Source organism: Amycolatopsis thermalba (assembly GCF_003385215.1).
GTDB classification, from domain to species: Bacteria; Actinomycetota; Actinomycetes; order Mycobacteriales; family Pseudonocardiaceae; genus Amycolatopsis_E; species Amycolatopsis_E thermalba.
The window spans coordinates 1-23677 of record NZ_PQHW01000108.1; the positions used below are offsets into that span (position 1 = coordinate 1).

The 23677-nt window shown below is 65.2% G+C and carries 20 protein-coding genes; 8 read left to right on the forward strand and 12 right to left on the reverse strand.

All coding sequences use genetic code 11. The features are described from left to right. Window positions 1-469 precede the first annotated feature (469 nt). The 9 genes from D0D15_RS29735 to D0D15_RS29775 all read right to left on the reverse strand — a co-directional run bounded on the left by D0D15_RS29735 (window position 470) and on the right by D0D15_RS29775 (window position 10921). A complete protein-coding gene (locus tag D0D15_RS29735) occupies window positions 470-1903 on the reverse strand; it encodes a phytoene desaturase family protein (protein WP_094005015.1) in 1434 nt (477 codons plus the stop codon). Next, window positions 1900-2883, reverse strand: coding sequence for a phosphotransferase family protein (locus tag D0D15_RS29740; protein WP_094005016.1), 984 nt, complete (start codon window positions 2881-2883; stop codon window positions 1900-1902). Before D0D15_RS29740 ends, D0D15_RS29735 begins: the two co-directional genes overlap by 4 nt. Before the next feature lie 68 nt (window positions 2884-2951). Then, on the reverse strand, window positions 2952-4190 hold the full coding sequence (locus tag D0D15_RS29745) for an ATP-grasp domain-containing protein (RefSeq protein ID WP_094005017.1): 1239 nt from the start codon (window positions 4188-4190) through the stop codon (window positions 2952-2954). Continuing rightward, window positions 4187-5446 carry an MFS transporter gene (locus tag D0D15_RS29750; protein WP_158224416.1) on the reverse strand — a complete coding sequence of 420 codons (1260 nt, stop codon included), beginning with the start codon at window positions 5444-5446 and terminating at the stop codon, window positions 4187-4189. The genes D0D15_RS29745 and D0D15_RS29750 overlap by 4 nt, the downstream gene beginning before the upstream one ends. Window positions 5447-5455: 9 nt before the next feature. After that, window positions 5456-7138, reverse strand: a complete 1683-nt coding sequence (gene menD / locus D0D15_RS29755; RefSeq protein WP_198958191.1) for a 2-succinyl-5-enolpyruvyl-6-hydroxy-3-cyclohexene-1-carboxylic-acid synthase — start codon at window positions 7136-7138, stop codon at window positions 5456-5458. Beyond that, complete coding sequence (locus D0D15_RS29760) at window positions 7135-7962, reverse strand: hypothetical protein (protein WP_094005020.1); 828 nt, start codon at window positions 7960-7962, stop codon at window positions 7135-7137. The genes menD and D0D15_RS29760 overlap by 4 nt, the downstream gene beginning before the upstream one ends. Further along, on the reverse strand, window positions 7949-8305 hold the full coding sequence (locus D0D15_RS29765; RefSeq protein ID WP_094005021.1) for a hypothetical protein: 357 nt from the start codon (window positions 8303-8305) through the stop codon (window positions 7949-7951). Before D0D15_RS29765 ends, D0D15_RS29760 begins: the two co-directional genes overlap by 14 nt. Beyond that, window positions 8302-9618, reverse strand: coding sequence for a preATP grasp domain-containing protein (locus D0D15_RS29770; protein WP_094005022.1), 1317 nt, complete (start codon window positions 9616-9618; stop codon window positions 8302-8304). The genes D0D15_RS29765 and D0D15_RS29770 overlap by 4 nt, the downstream gene beginning before the upstream one ends. A 163-nt stretch (window positions 9619-9781) precedes the next feature. Then, window positions 9782-10921 (reverse strand): glycine amidinotransferase, encoded by a 1140-nt coding sequence (locus D0D15_RS29775; RefSeq protein ID WP_094005023.1) that lies wholly within the window; start codon window positions 10919-10921, stop codon window positions 9782-9784. A 949-nt stretch (window positions 10922-11870) separates the two neighbouring features. On the opposite strand from D0D15_RS29775, the gene D0D15_RS29780 reads away from it, so the two are divergent. The 6 genes from D0D15_RS29780 (at window position 11871) to D0D15_RS29805 (ending at window position 17444) form a co-directional block, all read left to right on the forward strand. Further along, window positions 11871-12533 carry a hypothetical protein gene (locus D0D15_RS29780; protein ID WP_198958192.1) on the forward strand — a complete coding sequence of 221 codons (663 nt, stop codon included), beginning with the start codon at window positions 11871-11873 and terminating at the stop codon, window positions 12531-12533. Next, entirely contained in the window at window positions 12530-13411 is an 882-nt protein-coding gene (locus D0D15_RS29785) for a hypothetical protein (protein ID WP_094005024.1), read from the forward strand. Before D0D15_RS29780 ends, D0D15_RS29785 begins: the two co-directional genes overlap by 4 nt. A 72-nt stretch (window positions 13412-13483) precedes the next feature. Next, a complete protein-coding gene (locus D0D15_RS29790) occupies window positions 13484-14527 on the forward strand; it encodes a hypothetical protein (protein WP_094005025.1) in 1044 nt (347 codons plus the stop codon). Between the two features lie 22 nt (window positions 14528-14549). After that, window positions 14550-15821: a hypothetical protein gene (locus D0D15_RS29795; RefSeq protein WP_115944926.1), complete on the forward strand. Its 1272-nt coding sequence runs from the start codon at window positions 14550-14552 to the stop codon at window positions 15819-15821. Window positions 15822-15882: 61 nt separating this feature from the next. Next, window positions 15883-16722, forward strand: a complete 840-nt coding sequence (locus D0D15_RS29800; RefSeq protein ID WP_094005027.1) for a hypothetical protein — start codon at window positions 15883-15885, stop codon at window positions 16720-16722. Window positions 16723-17231: 509 nt separating this feature from the next. Beyond that, window positions 17232-17444: a hypothetical protein gene (locus D0D15_RS29805; protein ID WP_094005028.1), complete on the forward strand. Its 213-nt coding sequence runs from the start codon at window positions 17232-17234 to the stop codon at window positions 17442-17444. A gap of 1096 nt (window positions 17445-18540) precedes the next feature. Here D0D15_RS29805 and D0D15_RS29810 read toward each other — a convergent pair. Genes D0D15_RS29810 through D0D15_RS29820 form a run of 3 tightly spaced genes read right to left on the reverse strand, consistent with a single transcriptional unit; the run spans window position 18541 to window position 21154 of the window. Further along, window positions 18541-19668: a hypothetical protein gene (locus D0D15_RS29810; RefSeq protein WP_143266181.1), complete on the reverse strand. Its 1128-nt coding sequence runs from the start codon at window positions 19666-19668 to the stop codon at window positions 18541-18543. Next, window positions 19665-20459, reverse strand: a complete 795-nt coding sequence (locus D0D15_RS29815; protein WP_094005030.1) for a sensor histidine kinase — start codon at window positions 20457-20459, stop codon at window positions 19665-19667. The genes D0D15_RS29810 and D0D15_RS29815 overlap by 4 nt, the downstream gene beginning before the upstream one ends. Then, the gene (locus tag D0D15_RS29820; protein WP_094005031.1) at window positions 20456-21154 is read right to left on the reverse strand and encodes a response regulator transcription factor; all 699 of its coding nucleotides are present in this window, start codon (window positions 21152-21154) and stop codon (window positions 20456-20458) included. Before D0D15_RS29820 ends, D0D15_RS29815 begins: the two co-directional genes overlap by 4 nt. Window positions 21155-21295: 141 nt before the next feature. Between D0D15_RS29820 and D0D15_RS29825 the strand changes: the two genes are divergently transcribed. Together D0D15_RS29825 and D0D15_RS29835 are read left to right on the forward strand one after the other, a co-directional pair. Further along, window positions 21296-22894 carry an FAD-binding oxidoreductase gene (locus tag D0D15_RS29825; protein WP_094005032.1) on the forward strand — a complete coding sequence of 533 codons (1599 nt, stop codon included), beginning with the start codon at window positions 21296-21298 and terminating at the stop codon, window positions 22892-22894. Window positions 22895-23262: 368 nt separating this feature from the next. Further along, a partial coding sequence (locus D0D15_RS29835) for a glutamate-cysteine ligase family protein (protein ID WP_476726866.1) occupies window positions 23263-23677 on the forward strand: 415 nt, incomplete at its 3' end.

Below are 23677 nucleotides of genomic sequence, written 5' to 3' on the forward strand. Positions count from 1 at the left end.
GTGTCCTGGATCGAGACGAAGTACCACCGCAAACGCCGCCAACGCGCCCTGGGCAAGCTCACCCCAGCCGAGTTTGAGACCATCTACACGCCCGCAACAGCGGCCTGAAAACAGTCAGCCCCGGTGTCAACCGAAGTCTGGGCAGACCCCCCGAGGCAGTCGAGGTTCTGACTTCCGCCCTCGACAGGTTGGACCTGAGGTTCGTCCGAGCCGAAGCGGGCCTGCGCGTCGACCTCAGCATCGGCCTGTTTTATGAGGACGAACTCGAGGAGGCTGCTCGGCACTTAGAAAAAGCCACTCTCCTGGCGGAGAGCATCGGCTCAATCCGCCAAATTCGCCGGATCCAAGAGTTTCAGCTGTCCCTCGGCCCCAGCGCGCCCGCCGCAGAACCTTAGTGGGATGTGTGCCTGTCGATCAGTTCGGCGAACAGTTGCCAGCTCAGTGCCTCTCCGCGCTGACAGCCCCACCTTCATCCCCAGAGCGCTGAGGGAACAACAAGTTGCCGCAACGCGGCCTGAGCGGCATGAAAACCGCACATTCCGTGTGCCCCCGGTCCCGGCGGAGTGGACGCTGAGCAAAGGTACATCCCGCGTACGCCGGTCTCGTAAGGGTGCCAGCCAGCGCCCGGCCCCAGCACCAACTGCCGCACATCCTTGCGTCCCCCGATGATGTCCCCGCCCACGTAATTGCGGTTGTACCTCGACATCTCGGTGGTGCTGCGAACTGCGAGACCAATCACGCGCTCCCGGAAGCCGGGAGCGAATCGCTCGATCTGGGCCATGATGAGTGGAGTGGCGTCGCCCTCGTAACCAGCTGGGACGTGCGCATATGTCCACACAGGGTGGACATCATGTGTCGAGCGCGCCGGGTCAGCGAGGTACTGCTGACCAACCAGAACAAACGGACGATCGGGCATGCGACCGGCGGAAACTATCCGTTCGGTGGCCGCGATTTCCGCGAAGCAGCCACCCAGATGTACCGTGCCAGCTCGGCGGGCTTCTCGTGCCCGCCACGGCACACCGCCCTGGACCGCGAAGTCGACCTTGAACGTCCCCGGTGCGTGCCGGAACCGCCGGTACGCTTGCTCGAGGCGGGAGGGTTGCCGGCCGATGAGGATGTCTGCCACTGCGGAGGGTGCGAGGTCGAACAGGGTCACGTCAGCGGTTGGCAGGTCCGCGAAGCGCAGCACCGGAACGCCGGTCTCGATGATACCGCCGAGTTCCTGCAGCAGCGCTGCCATCGCATCGGTGATGGCCCGGGAGCCCCCGGCCGCGACCGGCCAGCCATGCCGATGCCCCGCAGTGATGATGCCCATACCGACAGCAGCAGAGAAAGGCAGGTGCAGTGGCCGGAACATGTGCGCCGCAACGCCGCCGAACAGCGCGCGGGCGGCTTTAGTGGTGAACAAACGTGCCAAAACGCTACCCGGCAGCGCGGCGGGTATGCCGAATCGGGCCAGTTGGATGGGGTGTCGAGGCAGCCGCAGCAGCGGACCGGTGATGTCGGCGGCCAACTCGTCGAACCCCTCGGCAGGGCGGCCGAAAAGCAGCCGCCAGCGCCCTCCGTCGTTCCCGAGCCCGGCGGCGGTCCGGTCAATACCGCGATACAGGGTGGCCGCGGTGCCGTCGTCCAACGGATGGGCACAGTCGATCTCCGGCCACCGCCATTCAAGGCCGTACCGGGTCAATCCGGCGGCCAGGATAAACGGCGAGCCCGCAGCCACGGGGTGGAACGCTGAGCAATGGTCATGACAAAGCCCGGGCAGGATCACCTCGCCCGACCGGGTGCCGCCGCCGATCTCGTCGGCGGCTTCCAGCACGGTGACTGTCACCCCAGCCTGAGCGAGTGTGACAGCGGCGGCCAGGCCATTTGGGCCAGCCCCAACGACAATGGCAGTACTCATAGTAGAGCGAGCAGTTCACGCATGTCGTCGTAGCTCGCAGGGATCTTCGCAAACCGGCCCATTCGGTGTCGCTCCAGCCGAGCAGCGCCTACGTGCAGAGCCTGGTAAACCGTCGCCCGCCAGCGTGCCTCCGACGTCGCATCAACCCGACCGTAAGCCGTCCAGAATGCGTCCTGCGCCTCCGGTGGCTTTTTGGTGACCAGCGAGAGTCCCCAGTCGGCCGCGGGATCACCCCACGATGCGCGGTCGTGGTCCAGCACACCAACAATGGTGGGTTCCGGCGTGTCCGCTGCCAGCATGACGTTGGACGTCCACAGGTCGCCGTGCAGCAGGCGAGGTTCCTTAATATCGTCGAGCACTTCCCTACCAGTCCAAACGGAGGTCATGACCCGCTGCACGTCGGCAGCGTCCAGACCGACGTCCATAAGATCGGCGACAATGTCCTCGAAGTTCGCGAGGACCGCCTCGCTCCAAGTAGCAAAACCTGGCCCGGAGACAGGGCCGAATCGCTCGCCGCGAACCTCATGAATCCGGGCAGTAAGTGTGCCAAGCTGCCGATAGAAGGCCTGCCAGGCGGAACGCGGATATCTCTTCAACCCATCGAGCCCAGGCACCCCATCCAGACGCGTCTGCCAGATGTAGTCGCGCCCACTCAACTCACCCGTCCAATCGGCAAACAAGGTGCGAGGCATCATCGTCGAGATAGGTGCGAAGTACGGCAGGGCGGCGTATTCGTTGCGCATCAGGAATCGTTCAAAGCGTGTCTGGCGAGCGGGTTCCGGCGCCACGCGCAGGATGACCGCACCCAACTCGATCACCTCCACCGAGTAGGTCGTGTTATAGAGCCCACCCCCGAGTTCACGCACCGACCGCACTTCGCCATGTGTGCCGAACGCGCGCCTGCTCATCTCGGCGATTATCTCCGGCGAGACCGGCTGCTGGAACGCGTCCGGTGGCCGTTCAATCGAGTGAAGCTCCATCCTTGCACGGCTCCTCTGGCTTCTCTGATTTCGGGATCCTGCGGGATAGCACGCATACCTGACACAGCCTAGCGCGCGACAGCGATCTCGATCGCATCCAGTAACGCATCGGCTCGTTCACATGTGGCAGTCTCGTCCGTGCCGATGACGACGAAGTGCCCGATTCGCGCTTTGTTGCTCTGCGGGCAGCGCACCCTGTCGCCGGGCTTCTTGCTGATTGACACGACAGGGACTTCGTCGTCGATCTCAGGGAGGTTCCGCAACGCCACCAGGACACCTTCGGCTGGGGAGAGCAAGTGCCGGACGACGGCACAGCCCTTCCGAGGTGGCGTGGCGTCGGCCGGGTTACCCAGTGCGGCCGTGATGGCCAGCCGCGGGATGCTCACCCCGAGCGCACGTTCGATTAGTACGCTGATGCGGCCACCCCCCATCCGCGCTGCGATCTCCACTACGACGCACTGGCCGTCAGGCCGGACCTTCACTTCGGTGTGCGATACACTATTGCGGATTCCTACAGCCTGAATGGCGCGGTCGGTCGCGGCGAGGATGCCCTTGCGGAGCGGCTCATCGAGGTGGGCCGGCACACTGTGCCCGATCTCTATTCGAAAGCCGCAGGAGGTGGTGGCCTTACGGGTCACGCAAATGTGCCGGGTGTGCCCGTCAGCAGTTACGGACTCAACACTAAATTCGTTGCCCTCGATGTACTCCTGAACCACTATTCGCTGGTCCAACGTAAGATCATAGGCGCCATCCTGGTTTCGTACGCGATCGACAGCTGCGGGCAGCTCATCAAGCGAACCGACCACGGTGACGCCCACTGAGCCAGCGTTCTCTGCTGGTTTCACCACCATGGGCAGGTTCAGCTGTCCGCTTTGGACCAGGTCGACGATCTCTGCCTCCCGGTCGACGACAAAGGTCTGCGGGGCGGCAACCCTGAATCGGGCGAACTGCTCGGCCATAGCGATCTTGCTGCGCGCTCCCGCGGCCAGATCGACGTCGTTACTCGGCAACCCGAGGTCGGTGCATAGTCGCGCCACCAGCGGAGTCAGGAAGTCCCGAGCAGTAAGGATGCCCGTGATCCCTCGACGCCAAGCGAACTCCTTGATCTGGTCTTCGACGTCCGGGGCGGAGAAATCCACGACAAGGTCGTCCTCAACCACCGACGGCAACACGTGCGCGCTCGCTCTATGGGAAACGGTGAAGACGCAGTGATCCGATGCCGCTGCGACGGCGATTACCTCCTGGCTATCCACGCTGATCGGGGCGAGCACCGCCAGTCGGTGCGGCGAACTCACGGCCTTAGTCATATGGCCACATCCTCCTGGTGGGCTGGCGACGCCCCCGTCCTCGAAAAGCGGCGGACCGACGGGACGCCAATGAGCAAGCACAGACCGCCGCAAAGCGATAGCACCCCGCCGAGCACAACTGCGGCCTCGGCACCGAATACTGAACCGGTGATTCCGGCGCGAAAGTTTCCCAGAGCTGGGCCGGCGACGCCGATCGACTGGGCCGCCGCGTTCACTCGGCCCAGGTACTCGCGTCCCGAGGAAAGCTGCACGATAATTCCCTTGCATAGCACGGTGACCGTGTCCGCTGCCCCGGCCATGAGCAGCAACGCCAGCACCGTCCACAAAGAGCTGAGGAGCCCGGCGGCAGCCAGCGCGCAACCCCACACCATGACCGTGAGCAACATCAGCAATCCGGTCCGATCGAACCGGGTTGCCCAACCAGAGATCAGGCTGGATAGAAAACCGCCCAATGCCATCGTGGAGATCAGGTATGCGAGTGTGGCCGGGTCCCCGCCGAAGCGGTCTTCGTTGAGCTCTGGCAGCAAGGCATTAGGGTAAGCCAGCACCATCCCGCAGAGGTCCGCCAACAAGCAGCCGACGAGAACCGGTTTGCCCGTGATGTGGCGGACGCCGTCCACCATCAGCGTGAATCCCGGCCGTTTCTTCTCTACCGCCGTCAGCGTGGGCAGCCGGAACACGCCGTACAGCGATGCGATGTAGCTCAAGGTGTCGAGCGCGTAGCAGGTGGTCAACCCGAACCAGGCAGTGAGCCAGCCGGCCATTGTGGGGCCAGCGAACACCGACCACTGGCTAGCGACCTGGTTCAGCGCGACCCCGGCTGGCACTTGGTCCGCAGTGAGCAGCGATGGGATGAAGGTGGCGCGAGCCGGGCCGGAGACAGAGGACAGTACCGCCTTGACCGCAGAGATCAGGTATATGAGCCAAATGCTGCTCCAGTGGACTGCGGATTGCACAGTCAGCGCGAACGAGCCGGCGATTAGCCCAAGTCCACTGACAAGCACAAGCCGCCGCCGGTTTGCGCAGTCGGCCAGCGCGCCGCCGAAAAACGCGGATAGGATCCGCGGCACGCCGATTGCTAAACCGGTCCCGCCCACGGCGGCAGGCGAGTGTGTCAAGTCCCAGCTCTGCAACAGCACCGCATACGAGCTCAGCTGGCCTCCGACAGCGGAGACAGAACTGCCGACCCACAACCGAGCAAAGGCACGATTGCTTCGCAGCGGGCTGAGGTCGATGAAGGCTGTCCTTTTGCGCAAGGGGAACACCTAGCAGGTGAGCGCGGCCGCGACCGCAGCGCGCACCGAGTGCAGGTGGGCGGCAGTGGCGGTACGGTCGGTAACCACCTCGACCAGTCGAGTCGACCTTCCGGTCAGCGCATCCGCGAGCTCAGCGGCCCGGCTTACCCGCTGGTGCCGCCAGCCGGACATCGCCGCCATGTGCGCAAAGTCGACGGTATGCACCGCGCCGAAGAGCCGGTCCGAGGCGGGCACCCGGGCGTAGGACATTGTCGCGAAGATCCCTCCACCTCCGTTGTTCACCACCACTACGGTGAGATCCGGGCGTGCTTCGTCGGGGCCGATGACCAAGCCGTTCTGATCATGGACCAGGGTAAGGTCGCCAAGCAGCGCGAAGACCCGCCCGCCACCGCGCGCCTGGTGCGCCAGCGCCATGCCCACCGCCGTGGACACGCACCCGTCAATGCCGCTCACCCCCCGGTTACCCACGATCCGTGGGCCGGGTCCGCCTGCCGCGTCGAGATGTCGGATTGGCAGACTCGACCCGGTGAATAGGAGGGCATCGGGGCCTGCCAGAGCGACCAGGTCGCGAGCCAGTCGCAGCTCTGTCAGCTCGTCCCGGTCGAGTGCCTGGTCGAGGGCGCGCCGGGCCACCGTCTCGGCCTTCAACCAGGTCTCCAGCCACGCCGAGGCCCGTGGCGGATGAGGAGGCGCAGGCAGTGAGGGCGTCACGCGCAGAGCCGTGCGCGTTGGGTCAGGCCACCGGGAAGCGGCGGACACCACCAGATTCGGCACCGTCGGGTACAGCGCGAGCAACTGCCGCACCAACCCCACTCGGCCGACGGTGACGATGAACTCGGGCTTGAGCTCGGCCGCTAGCTCCTGCACGGCCAGCAGGTGGGCGTAGGTTGTCACCGCATTCGGGCTGTTTCGCGCGTTGCCGGTCGGCTCCGATAGGACTGGCCAGCCGACGGCCTCGGCGAACGCTACCGCTGCGGGCACGTCCGGCGCACTGTCACCGACGACAAGCAGCCCCCGTTCGGGCGGGTCGTCGAGCTCCGGCACCGGAACCTCAACGGCCGCGGTAGGTCCAACCACGGTCCACGGAGCCCCGCCGGTGCGGCCATCGAGCGGTTCGATCCAGTCGTCGCCCTGCTCGACTGCCACCGGCACCCGGAACGGGATGTTGAGGTGCGCCGGATGTCCCTGTGCGGCGACGGCGAGCCCGCGTGAAACGACCGAGCGCCAGTAGGCGACCATACCGATTCGCATGTCCGGGACGGCCAACTCGGCGTAGAAACCGACCGCCTCACCAAAGAGCTTGCCCTGATCCACGGTCTGGTTCACTCCGGTCCCGCGCAGCTCCGGCGGCCGGTCGGCGCTCAGCACCATCAGCGGCACGCCCGAGTACGCCGCCTCGAGCACCGCCGGATGCAGGTTCGCCACGGCAGTGCCTGACGTGCAGACGACTGCGACGGGCACGCCGGATACCTTGGCCATACCGAGCGCCAGGAACCCGGCGGAGCGCTCGTCGATGCGGACGTGCACTCGGATGCCGGGCTGGCGGTCGAGGGCGATCGCCAACGCGGCTGACCGCGACCCGGGGGCAACTACCGCCTCGCTCATTCCGCCGCGCGCGAGTTCGTCTGCGATCACCCGGGCCAATGCTGTGCCAGGGTCGAGCGGTCGCCGCTCGTGCCGGATGAGAGTCACGGCAGGAACGCTAAGTAGCTCGCGGACGTGAGCAGAGAGAAGGGCACTAGACCGCGCGGTTTGAGGAACGTGAAGATTACGTGCATGCCGACGCCCAGCACGACGAACACGAGGTATGTCGGACGGAACAGGAGCCCGATTGGCACCGTGATCTCCATTGCGATCGTGACTATCGCAGCTACCCTCCAGCGGGCGACATCGACCTCGCTCGCGCCGGCGAACGGCCGCCACGCCCACGCCGGAAGGCAGTACTCCCGGAACTTGACCATATCCTTCGTTCGCTCCGCGACGTGTACCACCTGCGCCAGTGCACGTCCGGAACGGAACTGGGGCGAGCGCAGTTTGATCCATGCCGAGTTCCAGTAGAGATGGATGGTCGTAAGGGCGATCAAGCACTGGGCCCAGGTGTTGGCGGTCGTCTGTGCAGCGCTGAAGTGAAACAGCATTCCACTGTCGCCAGCAAGCATCAGGTAGATCCCGTTGAGGATGAAGAAGACAGGCGTCTTGCGCGGCGGGTCGTACAACAGCTCCAGTACGAACGAGGCGATCACGATGACGATGCACACACGGGTCCAGAAACCGAGAACAATCACAAACGCGGGCAGCACCCGCACGACAGACGACAGCTGGTATGTTTCAGCAACCCACCTACCGACGACCCCTTGTTTGCGCTCCAGGTAGTAACGGTTGAACGTCCCCGGGGCGAAACGTTTCCAGCCCTCATGCCGAAACGTCTCGAAGAACTTGTCGAGGCAACCCAAACCGAATAGTACACGGAAGACCTGGATTCGCCATTCGCTGGTTGTGAAGTCAAAGTTGCGCACGAGTGCTTCGAATATCCACACGGGAGTCCACAATCTCGAGTTCGTATACCTTGCTGTTCCCGTAGAAAGCGCCGCTGCCCTCGACCCTGCCGGACTGACCCAGGTATTCAACCAACACGTCGAAGTCGCGCGGCGGCAACCAAGGCGCGTGTGCAGGCAGATGGTGAAACATCTTCACCGTCTCACGCCGTCCTTCAGCCGTCGCCACGGTAAGGTCCGCGACCACGGCGCAGTGGTTGGAGAACATCGGCCAGCGAAAGAACCCAGTACCCCGGCGACGGTAGCCGTCGCCGATCAGCACAGCGATCAGTAGCAGCGTCAGAACGTTCTGAATCCCAATCACCGGGCTGCCCCGCGGGTCAACCTTTTGTCCAGCGCATGGTGGACCTCATCGCGCCACTCCTCACGGTCGTAGGCCAGCGCGAATACCAGCCCGCGCAGAGTGTCGAACGGTGTCGACAGGATGATCCCGGTTCGAGTGCGCGGGTCGTACAAGCAGCCGAGTTCGTCTGCGACCGCGAGAAATTCGCTGGGCGAGGTGACTCGCCACCGCTTCGGCCAGTGGTACTCGACGACCGACCGCTGAGGCTCCTCCTGGACATCGACCACACGGTGCGCAAGGACGTCCCAGAGGTGAGCCGAACCCGAAACCTGGGAATTGACCTCGGTGAAGATCACCTCGCCGCGCTCGTCCAGCACCGCGTCTGGGCTCATGTAGCCTCGGTAGCCCACCGCGCGGTAGGTCTCGGCGAGTTGACCGGCGCCCACTAGTAATCGGTCGTATACCTGGTCCGGTAGCCCGCGCAGCGGTACGGTCTGATGGCTCAGCCAATGATTGACGTAGTGCAGCGCGCCGCTTTCGGTGAACCTCACGCCGTCGTCGTCGAGGGCGTACTCGGCGAAGATCGTCCGGCCCTGCTTCCGGAACTCCTCGACCACCACGGGGAACCGACCGCCTGCGGACGCCCAGGCCCAGCGTTGCCGCCAGTACTCTTGGACACCGTCCGTCCCGGTCGCCAAGCGGTGCTGGTGCTTGGTGCCAGCGTGCGCGCTCTCAATATCGCCATAGCTGACGACCTCGTTGCCAGAACCTGCACCGTTGTGCGCCTGCTTCACGACGACCGCGTCGGCGTCGGCAAGCAGTCGGGTCATGGCTGCGGCTGCTTCCTCGACATTGCGCACAACCTCACCAGCAGCGATCGGCACACCAGCGGCGGCGGCAAGTGCGCGGAAGTTTGCCTTGCTGTTCACCAGCTCGCCGCCCCCCTGATAGAGGAAGTCATAGCCAGGAAGCCACTTGTGCACGCCCAATGCCCGCGCAAAGCGAGCCACCTGCGCCGACGGCCACAATGGAAATACCTCAGTCACCTCATCGAGATCGACTGCGACCCGTCGAACGAACTCCGGGTCCTCCAACCTGCCAAGATCCAGCAGGTGATGCCCGGACGGGCCCGATGGCGGTACGTGCACGCGTAGAGTCGCCGAATCTACGCCGGTCAGCGTCGTGACGTAGGCGAGGAATTCCGCGTCCGGGTAGTCAGGCAGGACGACAAGGTCACCGGCCCGCGCGAACCACAAAATTCTCTGCGTCCACGACCGCATGTCCTTGCGCTGTCTGATCGACCCGTCGATGTGGTTCCCCACAAGAATTCTCATATCCTGAGCGCTCCTTCGACTGGAGGTGGGCGGGGGCGCGAGGACTTCACCACCGCCCCCGCCCGGCCACTTACGTGTCGTGCTCGACGTCGTTCAGCTCATCCCACATGACAACCTCCTTTCTCGATCTCAGCGACAAATCGATGTGCGAGTGCAGACTTGATCAGCGGTAGTCCTGCAACTCGCTGTCGCGCACGGTGTCAAGCGTGAAGCAGTGGAATCCGCCGCCGAAAAGCCGCCGGTGTCGATGCCGGACCGGCACCACGGTGAATCCCGCGTGTTCCAGAGTGCGGATCAGTTCGACACAGGCTTCGTTCACCAACACCGTGTCCGGGTTAACTGACAGCACGTTTAGGTCGATATATGGACTGGTGAGAACAAGGTCGCCGTCGTCGTACGACGGGAAGTTCTTCGGACTCGGTTGCGGCGGCACGATGAGCTTCCACTTGTTGAACGGCGCTGGCAGAAAGTCCGCGATTTGCTTATGCCGGGCCAGAAACATCCCCGGCCGCAGCGCCAGCACCATGCTGTCGATGTGGTTGTCGCTCATGCGGTAGGCGCGGTGAATCCGGTAGCGGCCACTGAGGTGGCGTTCCAACCAGTCGCACGCCAACCGGTGGTTCTCGTTGGCGATGTTCACCACGAGGTCCTGCCCAAGCCGAAGGCACTGGGCGCCGTCTAGCATCATTTCGAACCCGACGTCGTAGGGCGAAGGCTCCGGGTCGTCAATCGGCTCGGTGGGGCCACCAAGCGTGGTCTCCGTGCTACGCGCGTATGACAGGTCGAACGAGTTGTCGGTGAGCAGCGGCCGCGGCATGGTCGTCCAGGTCGCGCCGGCCTCGTAGTATTTCCGGAAGAGCGGTGCAAGTAGCCGGGTCTCAAGGTAGCGAGACCGGATCGCGGGAGGGGTCTCAATGATCTCGTTACCCAGAATCAACGTGTTGTCTCTGATGTTGAGCGGGGGCACCGGCGGGGCATCCCAGCCAAACCCACCGACCGGGGGTGCATTTTTGGCCAACTTGATCGGCCTGTGCACGGTGACACCGAGTGAGGACAAAGTGTCCGCCAGACCTTCTACGTCCTCGTTGAGTTCCTCCACGTACCGCTGTTTGATGGCCCACGTCCGGTCGTCAGCGCTGCCGGGGTCAGCCTTGTGGAGCCTGGGATAGGCCCAGTCTGAACGAAACAGGTTGTCATGGAAGAACAAGTCAAAGGATAGTTCCCGGTCATGCGAGGTGTAGTTCTCAGCGGACCCAACGATGATCTCTTTGAGCGGAGACCACTCGTCGTGACTATTGAGCATTGCGCAGCCCCTCTGATGCAGTGGAAGTTGCAACGAGTGAACTAATTCCTCGCACGCAACAAAAAAAGGTTATGCGATAATACGCGCAGAGCACACAGCAATCCTGTATTCAGTTGATTAATCAACACTTGGAAATCCGCGCAACACAGTACAGCGCGGCGCATGTGGATTATTCATCATGCCCCCAGTAGTGCCTGCCATTTAGGTCACTATTCGTAGAATAACCAGCCGATGACATGTTGTCAACGACCCCAAATGGACGAAAGAGAGGATCTGTTTTGTTGGTTTTGTCCGCTTCATTTAAAGACAAAACCGGCATCTAGGCGGGCTTCTCCCGGCAACAACTCTTGATCTACAGTGGCGCACCAAGGGATCGTCAAAGTCGGGTTTCGTTAGATTAGTCAATTTTGACGGATTTTGTCGATCTTCGCGTGTTGCTCTTCCCGTAAGTAGAAGCTCGAAAGGATCACGCGAGGAGCGCGAGCGTGATCTGACTCGGATGCTCACGCTTGTGGCTCGCAGCGGAAGTTGCCTGCGCGTGTCGGCGATGCAACATAGGCGCTTGTCGAGCGTCGCAACCCGCCGAGCCACGGTCGTCTGCGTGCTGGTAAGTCGGCCGCGGGTGCCGGCCCGATGCTGTCCAGCCACTTGCGTGGGGCGGAACTGAGGCACAGGTCGAAGCAGGGGATGAGGCGTGTTCGGGGATGCAGGGCATGTTCTCGGACAGAAGCAACCGCTGAGGGCGACCCAGCGCAGTTGAAAGATGCATCCACTCCTCAGGGACGACCTCGCAAGCTCAGGACGAACCCCGCATGAAACGTTACGAGTGGCTGAGTCGATCTATCGAGCGGGGGGACCTGAGACAGGCCCTCGAAGATGTCGCGAGGTCGATGGATACGGGGGAAGGATGGCGGACGGCGTACGGAAGGCTTCGCGATGGCAGAGCGCGGTGCGGCTACTGCTGCTCATCACCGCAGCCAGTCATGCTCCCTCTGGTGAGGATGGGGAGGTGCCGGGCGGGGCCATAGCGGTCGTGCGTGGCCAGCTGCGGCTCCAGAAACTGGACTTTTGGGTCCGGTACCCGGACTACCTGGCGAATGAGCTGATGAACGAATACGAGAAGGCGCCCGACGAACCTTACCTACTGGTTCTGGCTGGCGAAATCCTTGACTCAGAGGAACCGGACTTGCGACGCCTTCCGATGCTTCGACATCGATTCGGCGCGTTCGAACCCCTAGATGACGTTCTGGCGCCGTTGGTCGAGAAAGGGCTCGTCCGCAAGTCGCAGCTGGTCAACCGCGAGAGGGTGGCAGAGCACCGCTACTGGCTCACCGCGAGGGGGCAGGAGGTCGCCGCCACGATGTTGAATGAGGCACCCGCCGTGGAGTGGTACCGCAAGCGCACTCAGCTGGTGGTGCAGTTGTCAGACGGACTGGGTGGCGAGCAGCTCAAGCGCCGCCAGTACCTGGTTCGGGACTACGCCGACACGCCCTGGAACTCCCACATCACACCGATTACCGATAAAGCACGGGCACGTTTGTCCCAGCTCCGTGAGCGCGTCACCCCCGCCCCGAACACCTCGTCCCTCTGCGCTGGAGATGACCTCTCATGAGTACCCCGACGTACGACACCCTCACGGTCAGTGCAGCGGACCTTCTGGCAGAGGTCGCCGAAGATCTCGAGATCTCCCGCGATGCCGTAGAGACTGCCTTGGCCACGGTTAACATCGGCGTGCATACGCCGGTCGTGTCGGACCGGCGCTTAAGGTTGGTGCGCCTAGTCGTTGTCGGCGAGAAAAAGTCCGGCCAGGCGTTCACCGTGGATCGACGGTTCGACAGCGGCGTGTGGGCGATCGTGCACCCGGAGAACAGCGCGGGCAAAACCAGCTTGTTGGAGTTCCTCGTGCTACCCATGCGGGGCGCCTCGCGTGACCTGCCCAAGGATGTCCGCTCCTGGGTGCGGCACCTGCTCCTCGACTCAGTCGTGGCCGGCCGACCTGTACGAATCTCGATCGACGCCAGCAGCGGCTGGGAACGGCGGGTCCACGCCACCATCCGCACGGCAGACAGCGAGGACGAGCTGCTCAATTCCCCTGACGAGCAGCTGCGTCTGCTGGCCGAGGCGGTTGGGCTGGGAGAGGTCGAGCAGATGATCGGCCAGTTCATGCTCGACACGCTGCGGATGCAGCGCACTCAGTTGTGGTCGAGCAGCGGCGGCGCCGATGGTGATGGAGCCCCGTCGGTCCATGGTTGGGCCGCCTACTTCGGTGCCTGCTACCTCAACCACGGCGGCGATCAGTTGCTGCTCGGGGATGTGAACGCGCCCGGTCTTCCAGGCAAGCTCATGGAGCTGTTTGTCGATCTGCCGTACAGCTCGACGCTGGCCGAGGTGGCAGTGGCGGAGAAGCGGGAGGCGCGGACAGCGAAGCAGCAGAAGCGGCGAGCTGAAGGCGACGCGGCAGCCCGCGCCTCGGAGCGAGCGGTCTGGTAAGAGGAGCTGGAGCAGGTCGAATCGGATATCGCGGATCTTCGTTCCAGCGATGCGCCGAGGGTCTCCGGCCTGTTGCGCGATCTGGACCGCGCCGCTCGTGCCCTGCGCGAGGCCAGAGAGAGCCTCGAGCGGACCGACATAGTATTCCACGAGGCGCGCGACGCGCGCTTGCGCGCCGAGCAGGCCAAGCTCGACGCCACCGAGACATGGCAGGCGCGCCGGGTGCTGGGCCGCTTGGATCCGACCTGCTGCCCGCGGTGCGAGGAGCCGCTAACAGCCGAACGCCGGTCGCAGGAGCGGTCCAATTCCGACTGCGCCGTGTGCACACGTCCATTGCCGCAAGTCGAACCCGAGCTTGCGGAAGCGATCCTGGCCGAGCTCGACCAAGTGATCTCCAGCGCCACGGCCGCTGAGGGCGAGATCACCAGCCAGCACCAGAAACAGCAGGCGGAGGCCGAGTTGCGTCGTGACGAGCATGAGGCTGCCCGCCGCGCCTTGGACGATGCAATGGCCGGCGAGCACCCGGTAGCCCAGTTGCAGACTTTGGAGATCAAAGCCGCAGAGCTCCGCGGCCGCTTGAGCGCAACAGCGCCATCTGAGGAATCACAGCCTGGCGCCGGCACGTCAGTCACCTCGGTGTTGGCCGCGACGCGTAAGCAGCTGTTGAAGGTCGTAAACAGGGCTTCCAGAACGTTGCTGCCGGAGATGGACGCCGAGATCATTGCGCTCTGCAAACGGTTTGGCGTCCAGAACCTGGACTCGGTCAAACTCGATCGCGCAGCCCATGTCAACGCGGTGAAGGACGGGGAGCCGCACGCGTATAAGGACCTCTCCCGGGGCGACCGGCTACGTATGCGCATCGCGACCGTCATCGCTCTACTGCGGATCGGAAAGGTGCGTGGAGTGACCTCCCACCCCGGCCTGCTGATTATCGACTCCATCGCGGCCGAAGAGCTCAACAAGGCCGCCGCCCGAAGCTTGATCAGCGAGCTGCAGAAGATCACGCAGGAGCTGCCAACCTTGCAGGTCGTCTTCACGACCGCCCATCCCGAGTTCGTCGACGGGCTGCTGCCGGAAGACCACGTCATCACAGCTGAGGGTACGCACCTGTTCTGAGTGATCTCCTCTACGTTTGCTGGTGACGTCGAAGCGTTGGCATATCGAGCAGGGACGGGAGGGACTTTTGACGACGGACACCGAGCAGGCGCTGCAGGAATGGGCGACGGCAGCGACCGAGGCGCAACTGGAAGCAGGCCCCACCCTGGACGACCTACGTGGCGTCGAGTCCGTGCTGGCTGACGCCGAGGTCGTGTGCCGCGGTCCCCAGTTGCCGTATGTGATGCAGGCTGTCGCGAGTGGCCTGTCTGACCTGGGCGGCGGCCAAGCGTCCGAGTTGCTTCAGGCCATCAGCGCAGGGATGCGCGACCCCGACAGCGGGTGGGTACTCACCGACGCGATCGATGTCCTCTGCGAACACAACCTGTTGCTGGATCGCTTGGCCCGCGACGCCGCACGGGTCTTCTACAACCACGCCGAGACCGCGTTGCGCGACGAGAGCCGCGTCGAGCTCGCCCACCCGTCCCTGACAGGCCTCCTGCGCTTGGCGCTGTCGAAACACATTCCGCAGCATCGACTGCTCAGCCTGCTGAGCGAGGTGACCGGGAACGAGCCGCCGGAAGCACTAGAGCGGTTGCCCGTCGTCATCGGCCTGGCACACGATCATTTCGGCGACGCTGACTTGCTGGACGTCCTTGCTCTACTGGCCGACAACCGACGCCTGGGTCCCGCCACACGCGCGGACGCGATCTTCGAGCTCGGCCTGGCGCACGTGCACATCGCCCTCGCCCAACACGACGGGGCCGCAGCCAGACGAGATTTGGAGCGTGCATTCATGCGGTTCAATTTCGTGGCCAAGCACTATGAGGCACGCTTCGACGCCCGTGCCTTCGCCGCATCCGTCGAAGGCATACTCGCTTTCAACGACTTGGCGGAAGAGGACGCCGCTGCTGCTGTCAACCGGCTTCAGAAAGCCGTCGAACTCCTTGAGAGCAGCGTCGCGACTCTCCACGCCTGGAACTCCGGTCACCACGACATGCCGTGGCTGACCGCCCGTGGCCAAGCCCTGGCCGCTTGGGCTGGGCTGATCATCACTCTCCAGGCCGCCGCGCAGCACCTCGTCCAGCCGAGCTGGTACGACGCGGCGGCGGCGCTGGAGGAACTCATGGACGTCTACCTCGCCAGCCGGGCCGTCAGGGTATACCCCCGCCCATGCAGACGAGCTCGGCTCACTTGTCTACCCCACCGTCGAAGCCAGCTTCGCCAAGCGCGCGGGCTTGCTCCACCACCTGGAGCAAGCCCTAGCCCACGACCCCCGCTTCGTCGACCACCCCGACGCAACAGCCCTGCGTGACGCCGTCCACCGACGCGTCGCCGCCACCACAACCGGAAAGCAGGAACGCCTGGGAAAAGCCGTGGCGAACCGCCCCGCCCTCGCGGTGCTGTTCGCTGACAACGGCCCCGCCCTGCTCGACGACCTCGCCCCCTCTTTCCTCGACGCAGTCGAGGGCACCCTGCAACAGCACCAGCATGGATTTGCCCGGACGGGCAACCCCCGCTACGACCGCCTGGTCAGCTCGCTGCTGGAGCAGCTGTCGCACAGCCCGGAATGGGCGCCTCCGGTCTCCACCCACTTCACTGCACTGCTCGATCAAGTGCTGCGCTTTTTGCACGTGAGATTCGACGCTCAAGCAGATCTGTACGGCACCATCACCAGGTACCTGGGTCCTTGCCCACCTGATGAGGACGGCAAGCCTCGGCTGTGGCCCGAGGAGACCATTCAGGACGATCTCCACCAGCATCTCTCTATCGCACTCACCCCTGGAACCATCCAACGTGAGGTCATCGACATAGCCAGCGGACGTACCGATATCACTTACACCCCGCAGCCGGGGAACCGCTTTGTCGCGGAGATCAAGCGGCGATCCAGCAAAGCCACCCGGATTGCGGTGGAACGTGACTATCTGCCGCAGGCCACGAACTACACCGCTACTGGTCCGCCCTTCGGCATCCTCATCGTCGGAGACCATGGCCCCCACACGGCCGGGTACACCAGCCTCGACGACAGCGTCTGGATCACTCCCGTCACGCGCAGCCCCACCGAAACACCAAGGCTCATGGTCATCGGCGTCCTCCCCATAGGACGCCCAACCCCCAGCGATGTCACCACGCCGGCAAGCGAACGCAAGTACGACCGCGCACCAAGGCAACGGACGCGGAGGAAGGGTTCCGACGGAGAGCTACCGCTGCACTGACATGCGCCTCCGCGTGTCAAATTGCGCCGCCCCGAACGCGGGCAAGCTCTGCTAACGGATCCGAGGCGCGATCTTCTCCGCCTCAGCGGCGACATGCGACGTCCTGTTCGCCATGCTGCGCGAACCATGCCCTCGACCCACAACCTACATCGGAGCCGACCTGACAGTCGGCGCATTGTGGGCCAGACCTCAGTCGAGTGCCTTGGGTGCGAGTTTGGGTGCGAACCACAGTGCAATACCTCCTCCTCCGCACCCATCACTGCACTTACAGCCACTATCGCCGCAGGTAGTCGCCCTGCGCCTCGTCGGACGAATGACTCATAATTCCTTGGCCGCAGGTTCGAGCCCCGTCCGGCCCACCGGTCCTGACCAGCGAAAACAACTTCAGACGATCAACCGTAGTTGATCACAGGGTGCGGCCCATGGTGCAAGTATCGTAGTGTGAGGGCTCGTACACGCTCTGAAGCCAACGGTGCAGTCGCATCGAGCAGCGCGGCGACAGCCTTCGAGTGGTGCTCTACGCCGGCATCGACCAAGTCACCCGCAGCCGTTCTTACCTCCGCGAGACGATCAAGGGCTCCGACGACGCCACATGGCGCAAGGCCGAGAAGATCCTCACCCAGTTCCGCGCCAAGGGCATCAAGCAACGCTCCACAGGCTCCACGGTCAAGTTCGGCTACGCCATCGACGAATGCTACGCCAAGGGCATCGTTGCATCATAGAGTAAGCCCGTTCAATACCGATACGGCAATTGGCGTAAGTTCCGCCAGGCACATCCGCCTCCACGAAAGCCGCATACACCAGGACTCCATTCTGATGCAGAGAGCCTGAAATGCGCGACTTGGGCAATTCCACGTCTTTTTCTCAGGACCTCTCAAAGCTTGCGCCGGTGCTTGCTCCGGATCACGTACAGTGTAGAAGCCGCGACAGAAGGCCGGTTTGGCGAGCCCCTGCCGGGATCGGTGCCGTCGGATCGGATACTCCGCGCACAATGGTCGTCCGCGTCCCGCGGTAGAGATCGATGAAGTTGTCCGGGACTGACCCTGGCCGACCTCGGCTGCCGCTCGGCCCTGTGCGCGCTTGGCTGAGTCGAGCACCTTCAGGTTGATGACGGGCTGGTTATGGCGACCACGAGGCCGGCTCTCCCGCTTGGGTGACAGCGGCGGCGAGAGAGGTGGCCGCGCCGCGGGAGTCAGTGCACGGGCTCGCACCGTGGCCTGGCGGGCGGCCTCGGCCGCGGCGCGGACGGCTGCGGCATCCGCTGCGGCCGCAGCCGCCGATCCGGCGCGGCCTCCGGTCGCAACGGCCGCCCCTGCAGCCCGCCCGTATTTCAGCGCTTTCCCGGCTTTGGTCCCGCCTCGCACGACGGCGCCATTCGGCATCCCTCGCCGCGGGTTCGGAACATCCGCACGACGCCCGCCCGGAGCGTCCGCACGGCGCGTAGGTGGAAGATTGTCATCCACCAGGTGTGAATCGTGGCCGTAGTAGATGTTGTGCGCCCAATAGGCCGGTTCTTCCTGACCAAGCAGGTCATCGAAATTGGGACCATGGATATCCCAATTGCCACTCATAATTGACGCGCCCGACAGCTTCTTCTCTGGAAGTACCGAACTCGGCAACCATGTACTCGGCAATCTCGCAAAAGTACCCAGCATCGTCGCTGCGGCGCTCGTGTGGAACGTCACCTGGTTGCCCCACGGCCGTCCCGTACCTCCCGTCTTGAGATCGGACACGTTGCTCGCCATCGGCCCGTCCACCGTATCGCCGGACACCGCCGCTCTTTCACTCGACAGTAGGCGACTCAGTATCAGGTGGAATTCACAATTCATCCAAGTCGATGTCGAAGCCCGAGCCATCATCGTAAGGGACTGCGTTCCAGAGCGACTTGGCAGCTTTCCACACGGCTCGAACCACTGACCAGTCCACGTCGGAGCCGGTCAAAGTGAGAGTCACCACCGCGTTGGCCGACCTGATTCGGCCGGATGGTTCTGCTTCGGCCACCTCGGCGATCATCGCCGAGGCCAAGGGGGACTGCGCGTGGATCTCGATGTGGCAGCCGCTGGCACCGACGGGCTCGCCAGCCCGGTCGAGTATGGCCGACACCCAGGAACCGCCAGACTCACGTTCACCCGGGCGAAGGTCGGACCCCTGCTCGCGAGCCGCTGCCACCAAGGCGTCAAGCCCTCCGGCAGCGTCATTTTCCCCGAGCGCACAGTAAAGCCTTACTTGATGAGCCATGCCCACCCTCCGGTCATGGGACGCACCTGACCAAGTTGTCGAAACCATCCTGCTCGCGGAGCCACACGTTTCTTCGCTTGGCCCCGACCGGGGTGGGCAGGCCGATCGGTGGTCCGGCATGACATTCTCACTTCCGGCCACCGGCAATAGTTCGTACACCGGACGCCAGCTGTCCACTTTTTCCACGTCACTGTCGTTTGTCAACCGTGGTTGCACCATGGCGGCCAGCGTGAAGAGATGCTTCAGCCGCAACAATCGGCTCACCGTGACGCGATCCACATTGCACCACACCGGCCCCAGCCGCTTCGCCTTGGTGAGGCGTTCGTCGGTGATCTCCGCCGAAATCAGCCGGAACAGCCGGTCCGCGCCGAACGGTGACTCAGGCGCAGGCACGATGCCGAAGCCGCCGAGCGTCCCGGACAGGGCGACCCGCCTGACGAGCACCTCGAAGGGGTCGGCGAGCCGGTGCGCTTCCGTGTACGTGAGGATTCCGTCCAGGTTGCGGAGGTACCAGTCCAACTCGGCCCCCGCCAGGAACCGCCGGTCAGCGGACAGCGACCGGTTCAGCTCGGCCCTGAACTCCGTCAATAGCGTCTGCACCAGACCCGACCAATGGTTCACCCCCTTGTCCGGACCGGGCCGGCCACCCGATTCCCACCAGTCGAGCGCCGACCGAATGCCACCGTCCCCGATGCCGCGGGAACTCACGCGGAGCTGCCCACGGGGAAGGTGACCCGGACCGTGGTGCCCTCCCCCAGCGTCGAGGTCACGTCCACCGTGCCGCCGTGGGCGGTCACGATTCCCTCGACGATGGCCAGGCCCAGTCCCGACGAGCCGCCGCCGTCGCGGCCGCGGCTCGCGTCGGCTCGGTAGAAGCGCTCGAACACGTGCTGCAGGTGCTCCGGCGCGATTCCCTCGCCCTCGTCCCGCACCGCGATCACCACGTCCCGCTCGCGGGAGCTGACCGTGACGGTGACCGGCGTGCCGGGCCGGGTGTGCTGCACCGCGTTGCCGACGAGGTTGCGCAGCACCTGCTGGATACGGGGACCGTCACCCTCGACGACCGCTTCCGCCGCCCCGTCCAGAGTGATCTTCCGGTCGGCGCTGACGATCCTGGCATCGTCCACCACCTCGCCGGCCAGCGTGACCACGTCCACCGGCGCGCGGTCCAGCGGCTGGGCCGCGTCGAGCCGGGCCAGCAGCGCCAGCTCGTCGACGAGCAGCCGCATCCGGCCCACCTCGGCCTGCATCCGCGCCATGGCGTGGTCCAGCTGCTCGCGGTCGCGCAGACCGCCCTGGGCGTACAGGTCGATCCAGCCGTGCAGGGCCGCCAGCGGCGTGCGCAGTTCGTGTCCGGCGTCCGCGACGAAACTGCGCAGCCGGTCCTGGGCCCGCTGCTGGGCGTCGTACGCCTTCTGCAGCCTGGCGCTGAGCACGGCGGCACGGGGGCCGGCGACCAGCGCGACGAGGGCGGGCCGCCACCGCGAACGCCAGTTCACCGCTGCTCCGGACACAGGCGGTACCCGAAGCCCCGCACGGTGCGGATCAGCGACGGACCGCCGAAGTCGATCTTGCGGCGCAGGTTGGAGACGAACCGCTCGACCACGCCCGCGTCGCCGCCGAAGTCGTACTGCCAGACGTGGTCCAGGATCTGCGCCTTGGACACCACCCGCCCGGAGTTGAGCATCAGGTACCGCAGCAGCCGGAACTCGGTGGGCGACAGCTCGACCGGGCGCCCGCCCCTGGTCACCACGTGCCTCGGTTCGTCCACCACCAGGTCGCCGCACGCCAACACACCCACCGGCGCCGCGGAGGGCACGCGACGGGCCCGCCGCAGCAGCGCCTCCAGCCGCGCGGCGACCTCCGCCACGTCGAACGGCTTCGTGAGGTAGTCGTCGCCACCCATGCGCAGCCCGCGCACCCGGTCGTCCAGCTCGTCGCGCGCGGTCAGGAACATCACCGGCACGTCGACGCCTCGCGCGCGCAACAGCTGCAGCAGGTCGAACCCGTCCGTGCCGGGCAGCATCACGTCCAGCACGATCGCGTCCGGTGCGTGCGCCTCGATCGCGGCCAGCGCGGCCGGCACGTCACCGGCCGCCTCGACCTCGAAGCCCGCGAACCGCAGCGCGGACAACAGCAGCTCCCGCAGGCCCGGGTCGTCGTCCACCACCAGGATTCTGTCCACGTCCCCCATCACACCACGTTCCGCCTGACTGCCGCGAACCTGACGGTTCGCTGAGGGTTGCCGGACGGTTGGTCCGTACCTGTGGTGTCACCGGGCCGGCCGGTCCTAACGTTCCCCGCGGCACACCGGAAAACAGTGGGGAGAACGGAAATGCCAACACGTCGTGGATTCCTCGCCGGCACGGCAGCACTGGGAGGTGCGGCACTGGTGGGTCCGGGAAAGGCGGAGGCGGTTCCGCTCAGCCAGGCGCCGGTCACGATCAGGCCGGGCGACCCCCGCTACGAAGACCTCGTGCTGCGCCGCACGAGCGAGCGGTTCTTCCCGCGTCCCGGTTCCTTCTGCCTGCCCACCACCACCGAGCAGGTCGTGCGGGCGGTGGCGAACGCGACGCGCGAGGGGAAACGGATCACCGTGCGAAGTGGCGGGCACTGCTACGAGAACTTCGTCGGCGACGGCGCGGAGGTGATCATCGACCTGTCCGCGATGCGGCAGGTCACGTTCGACCGGCAGCGCAACGCGTTCCTGATCGAGCCGGGCGCGACCCTGTGGGAGGTGTTCGAGCGGCTCTACCTCGGCTGGGGGGTCACGATCCCCGGCGGCCAGTGCGGCGGCGTGGCCGCCGGTGGCCACATCCAGGGCGGCGGTTACGGCCCGCTGTCCCGGAGTCTCGGATCGGTGGTGGACTACCTGTACGCCGTGGAAGTCGTCGTGGTGGACCGGTCCGGACGGGCACGCGCGGTGGTCGCGACCCGCGAACAGGACGACGAGAACCGGGACCTGTGGTGGGCGCACACCGGAGGCGGCGGCGGGAACTTCGGCGTCGTCACCCGGTACTGGATGCGCGCGCCCGGCGCGACCGGTGACGATCCCACCCGCCTGCTGCCGAAACCACCCGCCGTGACACTCGGCGCGACGATCGGGTGGCGCTGGCAGGACACCACCGAGGAGTCGTTCCACCGGCTGCTGCGCAACTACGGCGAATGGCACGAGCTCAACAGCGCACCCGGCTCCCCCTACGCCAGCCTCTTCAGCCCGATGCTGATCACCCGGCGCAACACCGGCGCCGACCCGGGTGGGTTCGTCATGGTGACCACAATGGACGGCAGCCTGCCCGACGCGGACCGGCTGCTGCGCGACTACCTCCAGGAGATCACCGCGGGAGTCCCGGGCACGACCACGGTGGAGCCGCCGCACCGGCTGCCGTGGCTGGCGGCGGTGAAGGCCGGCTCGCTCAGCCAGGCCGACGAATCCGGGATGTTCAAGGCGAAAGCCGCCTACCTGCGCAAGCGGTTCACGGACGCGCAGATCGGCACCGCCTATCGTTATCTGACGAGCACGGACCACCACAACGAGCGGGCAGTGCTGCTGCTGGTGCCCTACGGCGGCCGGGTCAACACCGTCGCGCCGGACGCGACCGCGCTGGCGCAGCGGGACAGCATCATGAAGGCGATCTACACAGTCACCTGGACCGACCCGGACGGCGAGCAGGCGAACCTGGACTGGATCCGGCGCTGGTACCGCGCGATGTACCAGGACACCGGAGGTGTGCCGGTGCCGAACAGCGTGAACGACGGCTCCTACATCAACTACCCGGACATCGACACCACCGATCCGGACTGGAACAGGTCCGGAGTCCCCTGGCACACCCTGTACTACAAGGACAACTACCGGAGGCTCCAGCAGGTCAAGGCGCGCTGGGACCCGCGGGACGTGTTCCACCACGCCATGTCCGTCAAGCTGCCGGACTAGGACTGGGGTCCACCGCGAAGATCCCGTTCGCCGAGGGGATCGCGTCCTTCGGCGCCGCGCCGTCACTCGCCTGATCGGTCAGTACGCCACGAGCGGGAGGCGGACCTCGAACCGGCGGCGATCGCCAGCCCGAGCCCCGCGCCGGTCGCGCCGGAGGGGTCCGGGGTGCGGGCCGCCGTATCGCGGAAGGCGACGTCGAAAAGCCGGAACAGCTCGTCGTCGGGATACCTCCGCACCCGTCGTCGACGGCCACCCGCACGGACACCGTGCTGTCCGGGGGTGTGCGGATGCCAGCGCGGCCGAGTGCCTGGAGGCGTTCGCGCGCATGCTGCCATCGCCGACCCGGACTTCCAGACCGAACTGGGCCGGTGGAACCTCGAAATCAACGTCTCGCCCCGCCGGCTCAACGGCGACGGCAGGACCACCTGACCGGCGCCTCACTGTCGCCGAACCCGCGGTACGCGCTGCTCAACGACCAGATCCTGGCCGAACGGGGCGAGGACCCGCACATCGCCATCGACGGCGTCGAACGCCCGCGGGCCACCTGCGACACGATCGTGCCCGAGGCGGCGTGCACGAGCACCCAGTTCCACCTGCAGGTGAGTCCCGCGCAGTTCCCCGCCTACTGGAACGCCGCGCAGGTCATCGCCGGGGTACAGGTCGCGGTCGGCGCGAACTCGCCGTTCCTCCTCGGCAAGCACCGGTGGGCTGCACAACGGCACGATTTACCGCTGGAACCGGCCGATCTACGCGGTCACCCGCGACCGCGCCCATCTCCGGGTG

What these genes read in the sequence shown, in the direction of transcription:
- D0D15_RS29735 (WP_094005015.1), bottom strand. Translation starts at nt 1,903, where the DNA reads ATGAGTACTGCCATTGTCGTTGGGGCTGGCCCAAATGGCCTGGCCGCC.
- D0D15_RS29775 (WP_094005023.1), bottom strand. Translation starts at nt 10,921, where the DNA reads ATGCTCAATAGTCACGACGAGTGGTCTCCGCTCAAAGAGATCATCGTT.
- D0D15_RS29770 (WP_094005022.1), bottom strand. Translation starts at nt 9,618, where the DNA reads ATGAGAATTCTTGTGGGGAACCACATCGACGGGTCGATCAGACAGCGC.
- D0D15_RS29825 (WP_094005032.1), top strand. Translation starts at nt 21,296, where the DNA reads ATGCCAACACGTCGTGGATTCCTCGCCGGCACGGCAGCACTGGGAGGT.
- D0D15_RS29785 (WP_094005024.1), top strand. Translation starts at nt 12,530, where the DNA reads ATGAGTACCCCGACGTACGACACCCTCACGGTCAGTGCAGCGGACCTT.
- D0D15_RS29820 (WP_094005031.1), bottom strand. Translation starts at nt 21,154, where the DNA reads ATGGGGGACGTGGACAGAATCCTGGTGGTGGACGACGACCCGGGCCTG.
- D0D15_RS29740 (WP_094005016.1), bottom strand. Translation starts at nt 2,883, where the DNA reads ATGGAGCTTCACTCGATTGAACGGCCACCGGACGCGTTCCAGCAGCCG.
- D0D15_RS29745 (WP_094005017.1), bottom strand. Translation starts at nt 4,190, where the DNA reads ATGACTAAGGCCGTGAGTTCGCCGCACCGACTGGCGGTGCTCGCCCCG.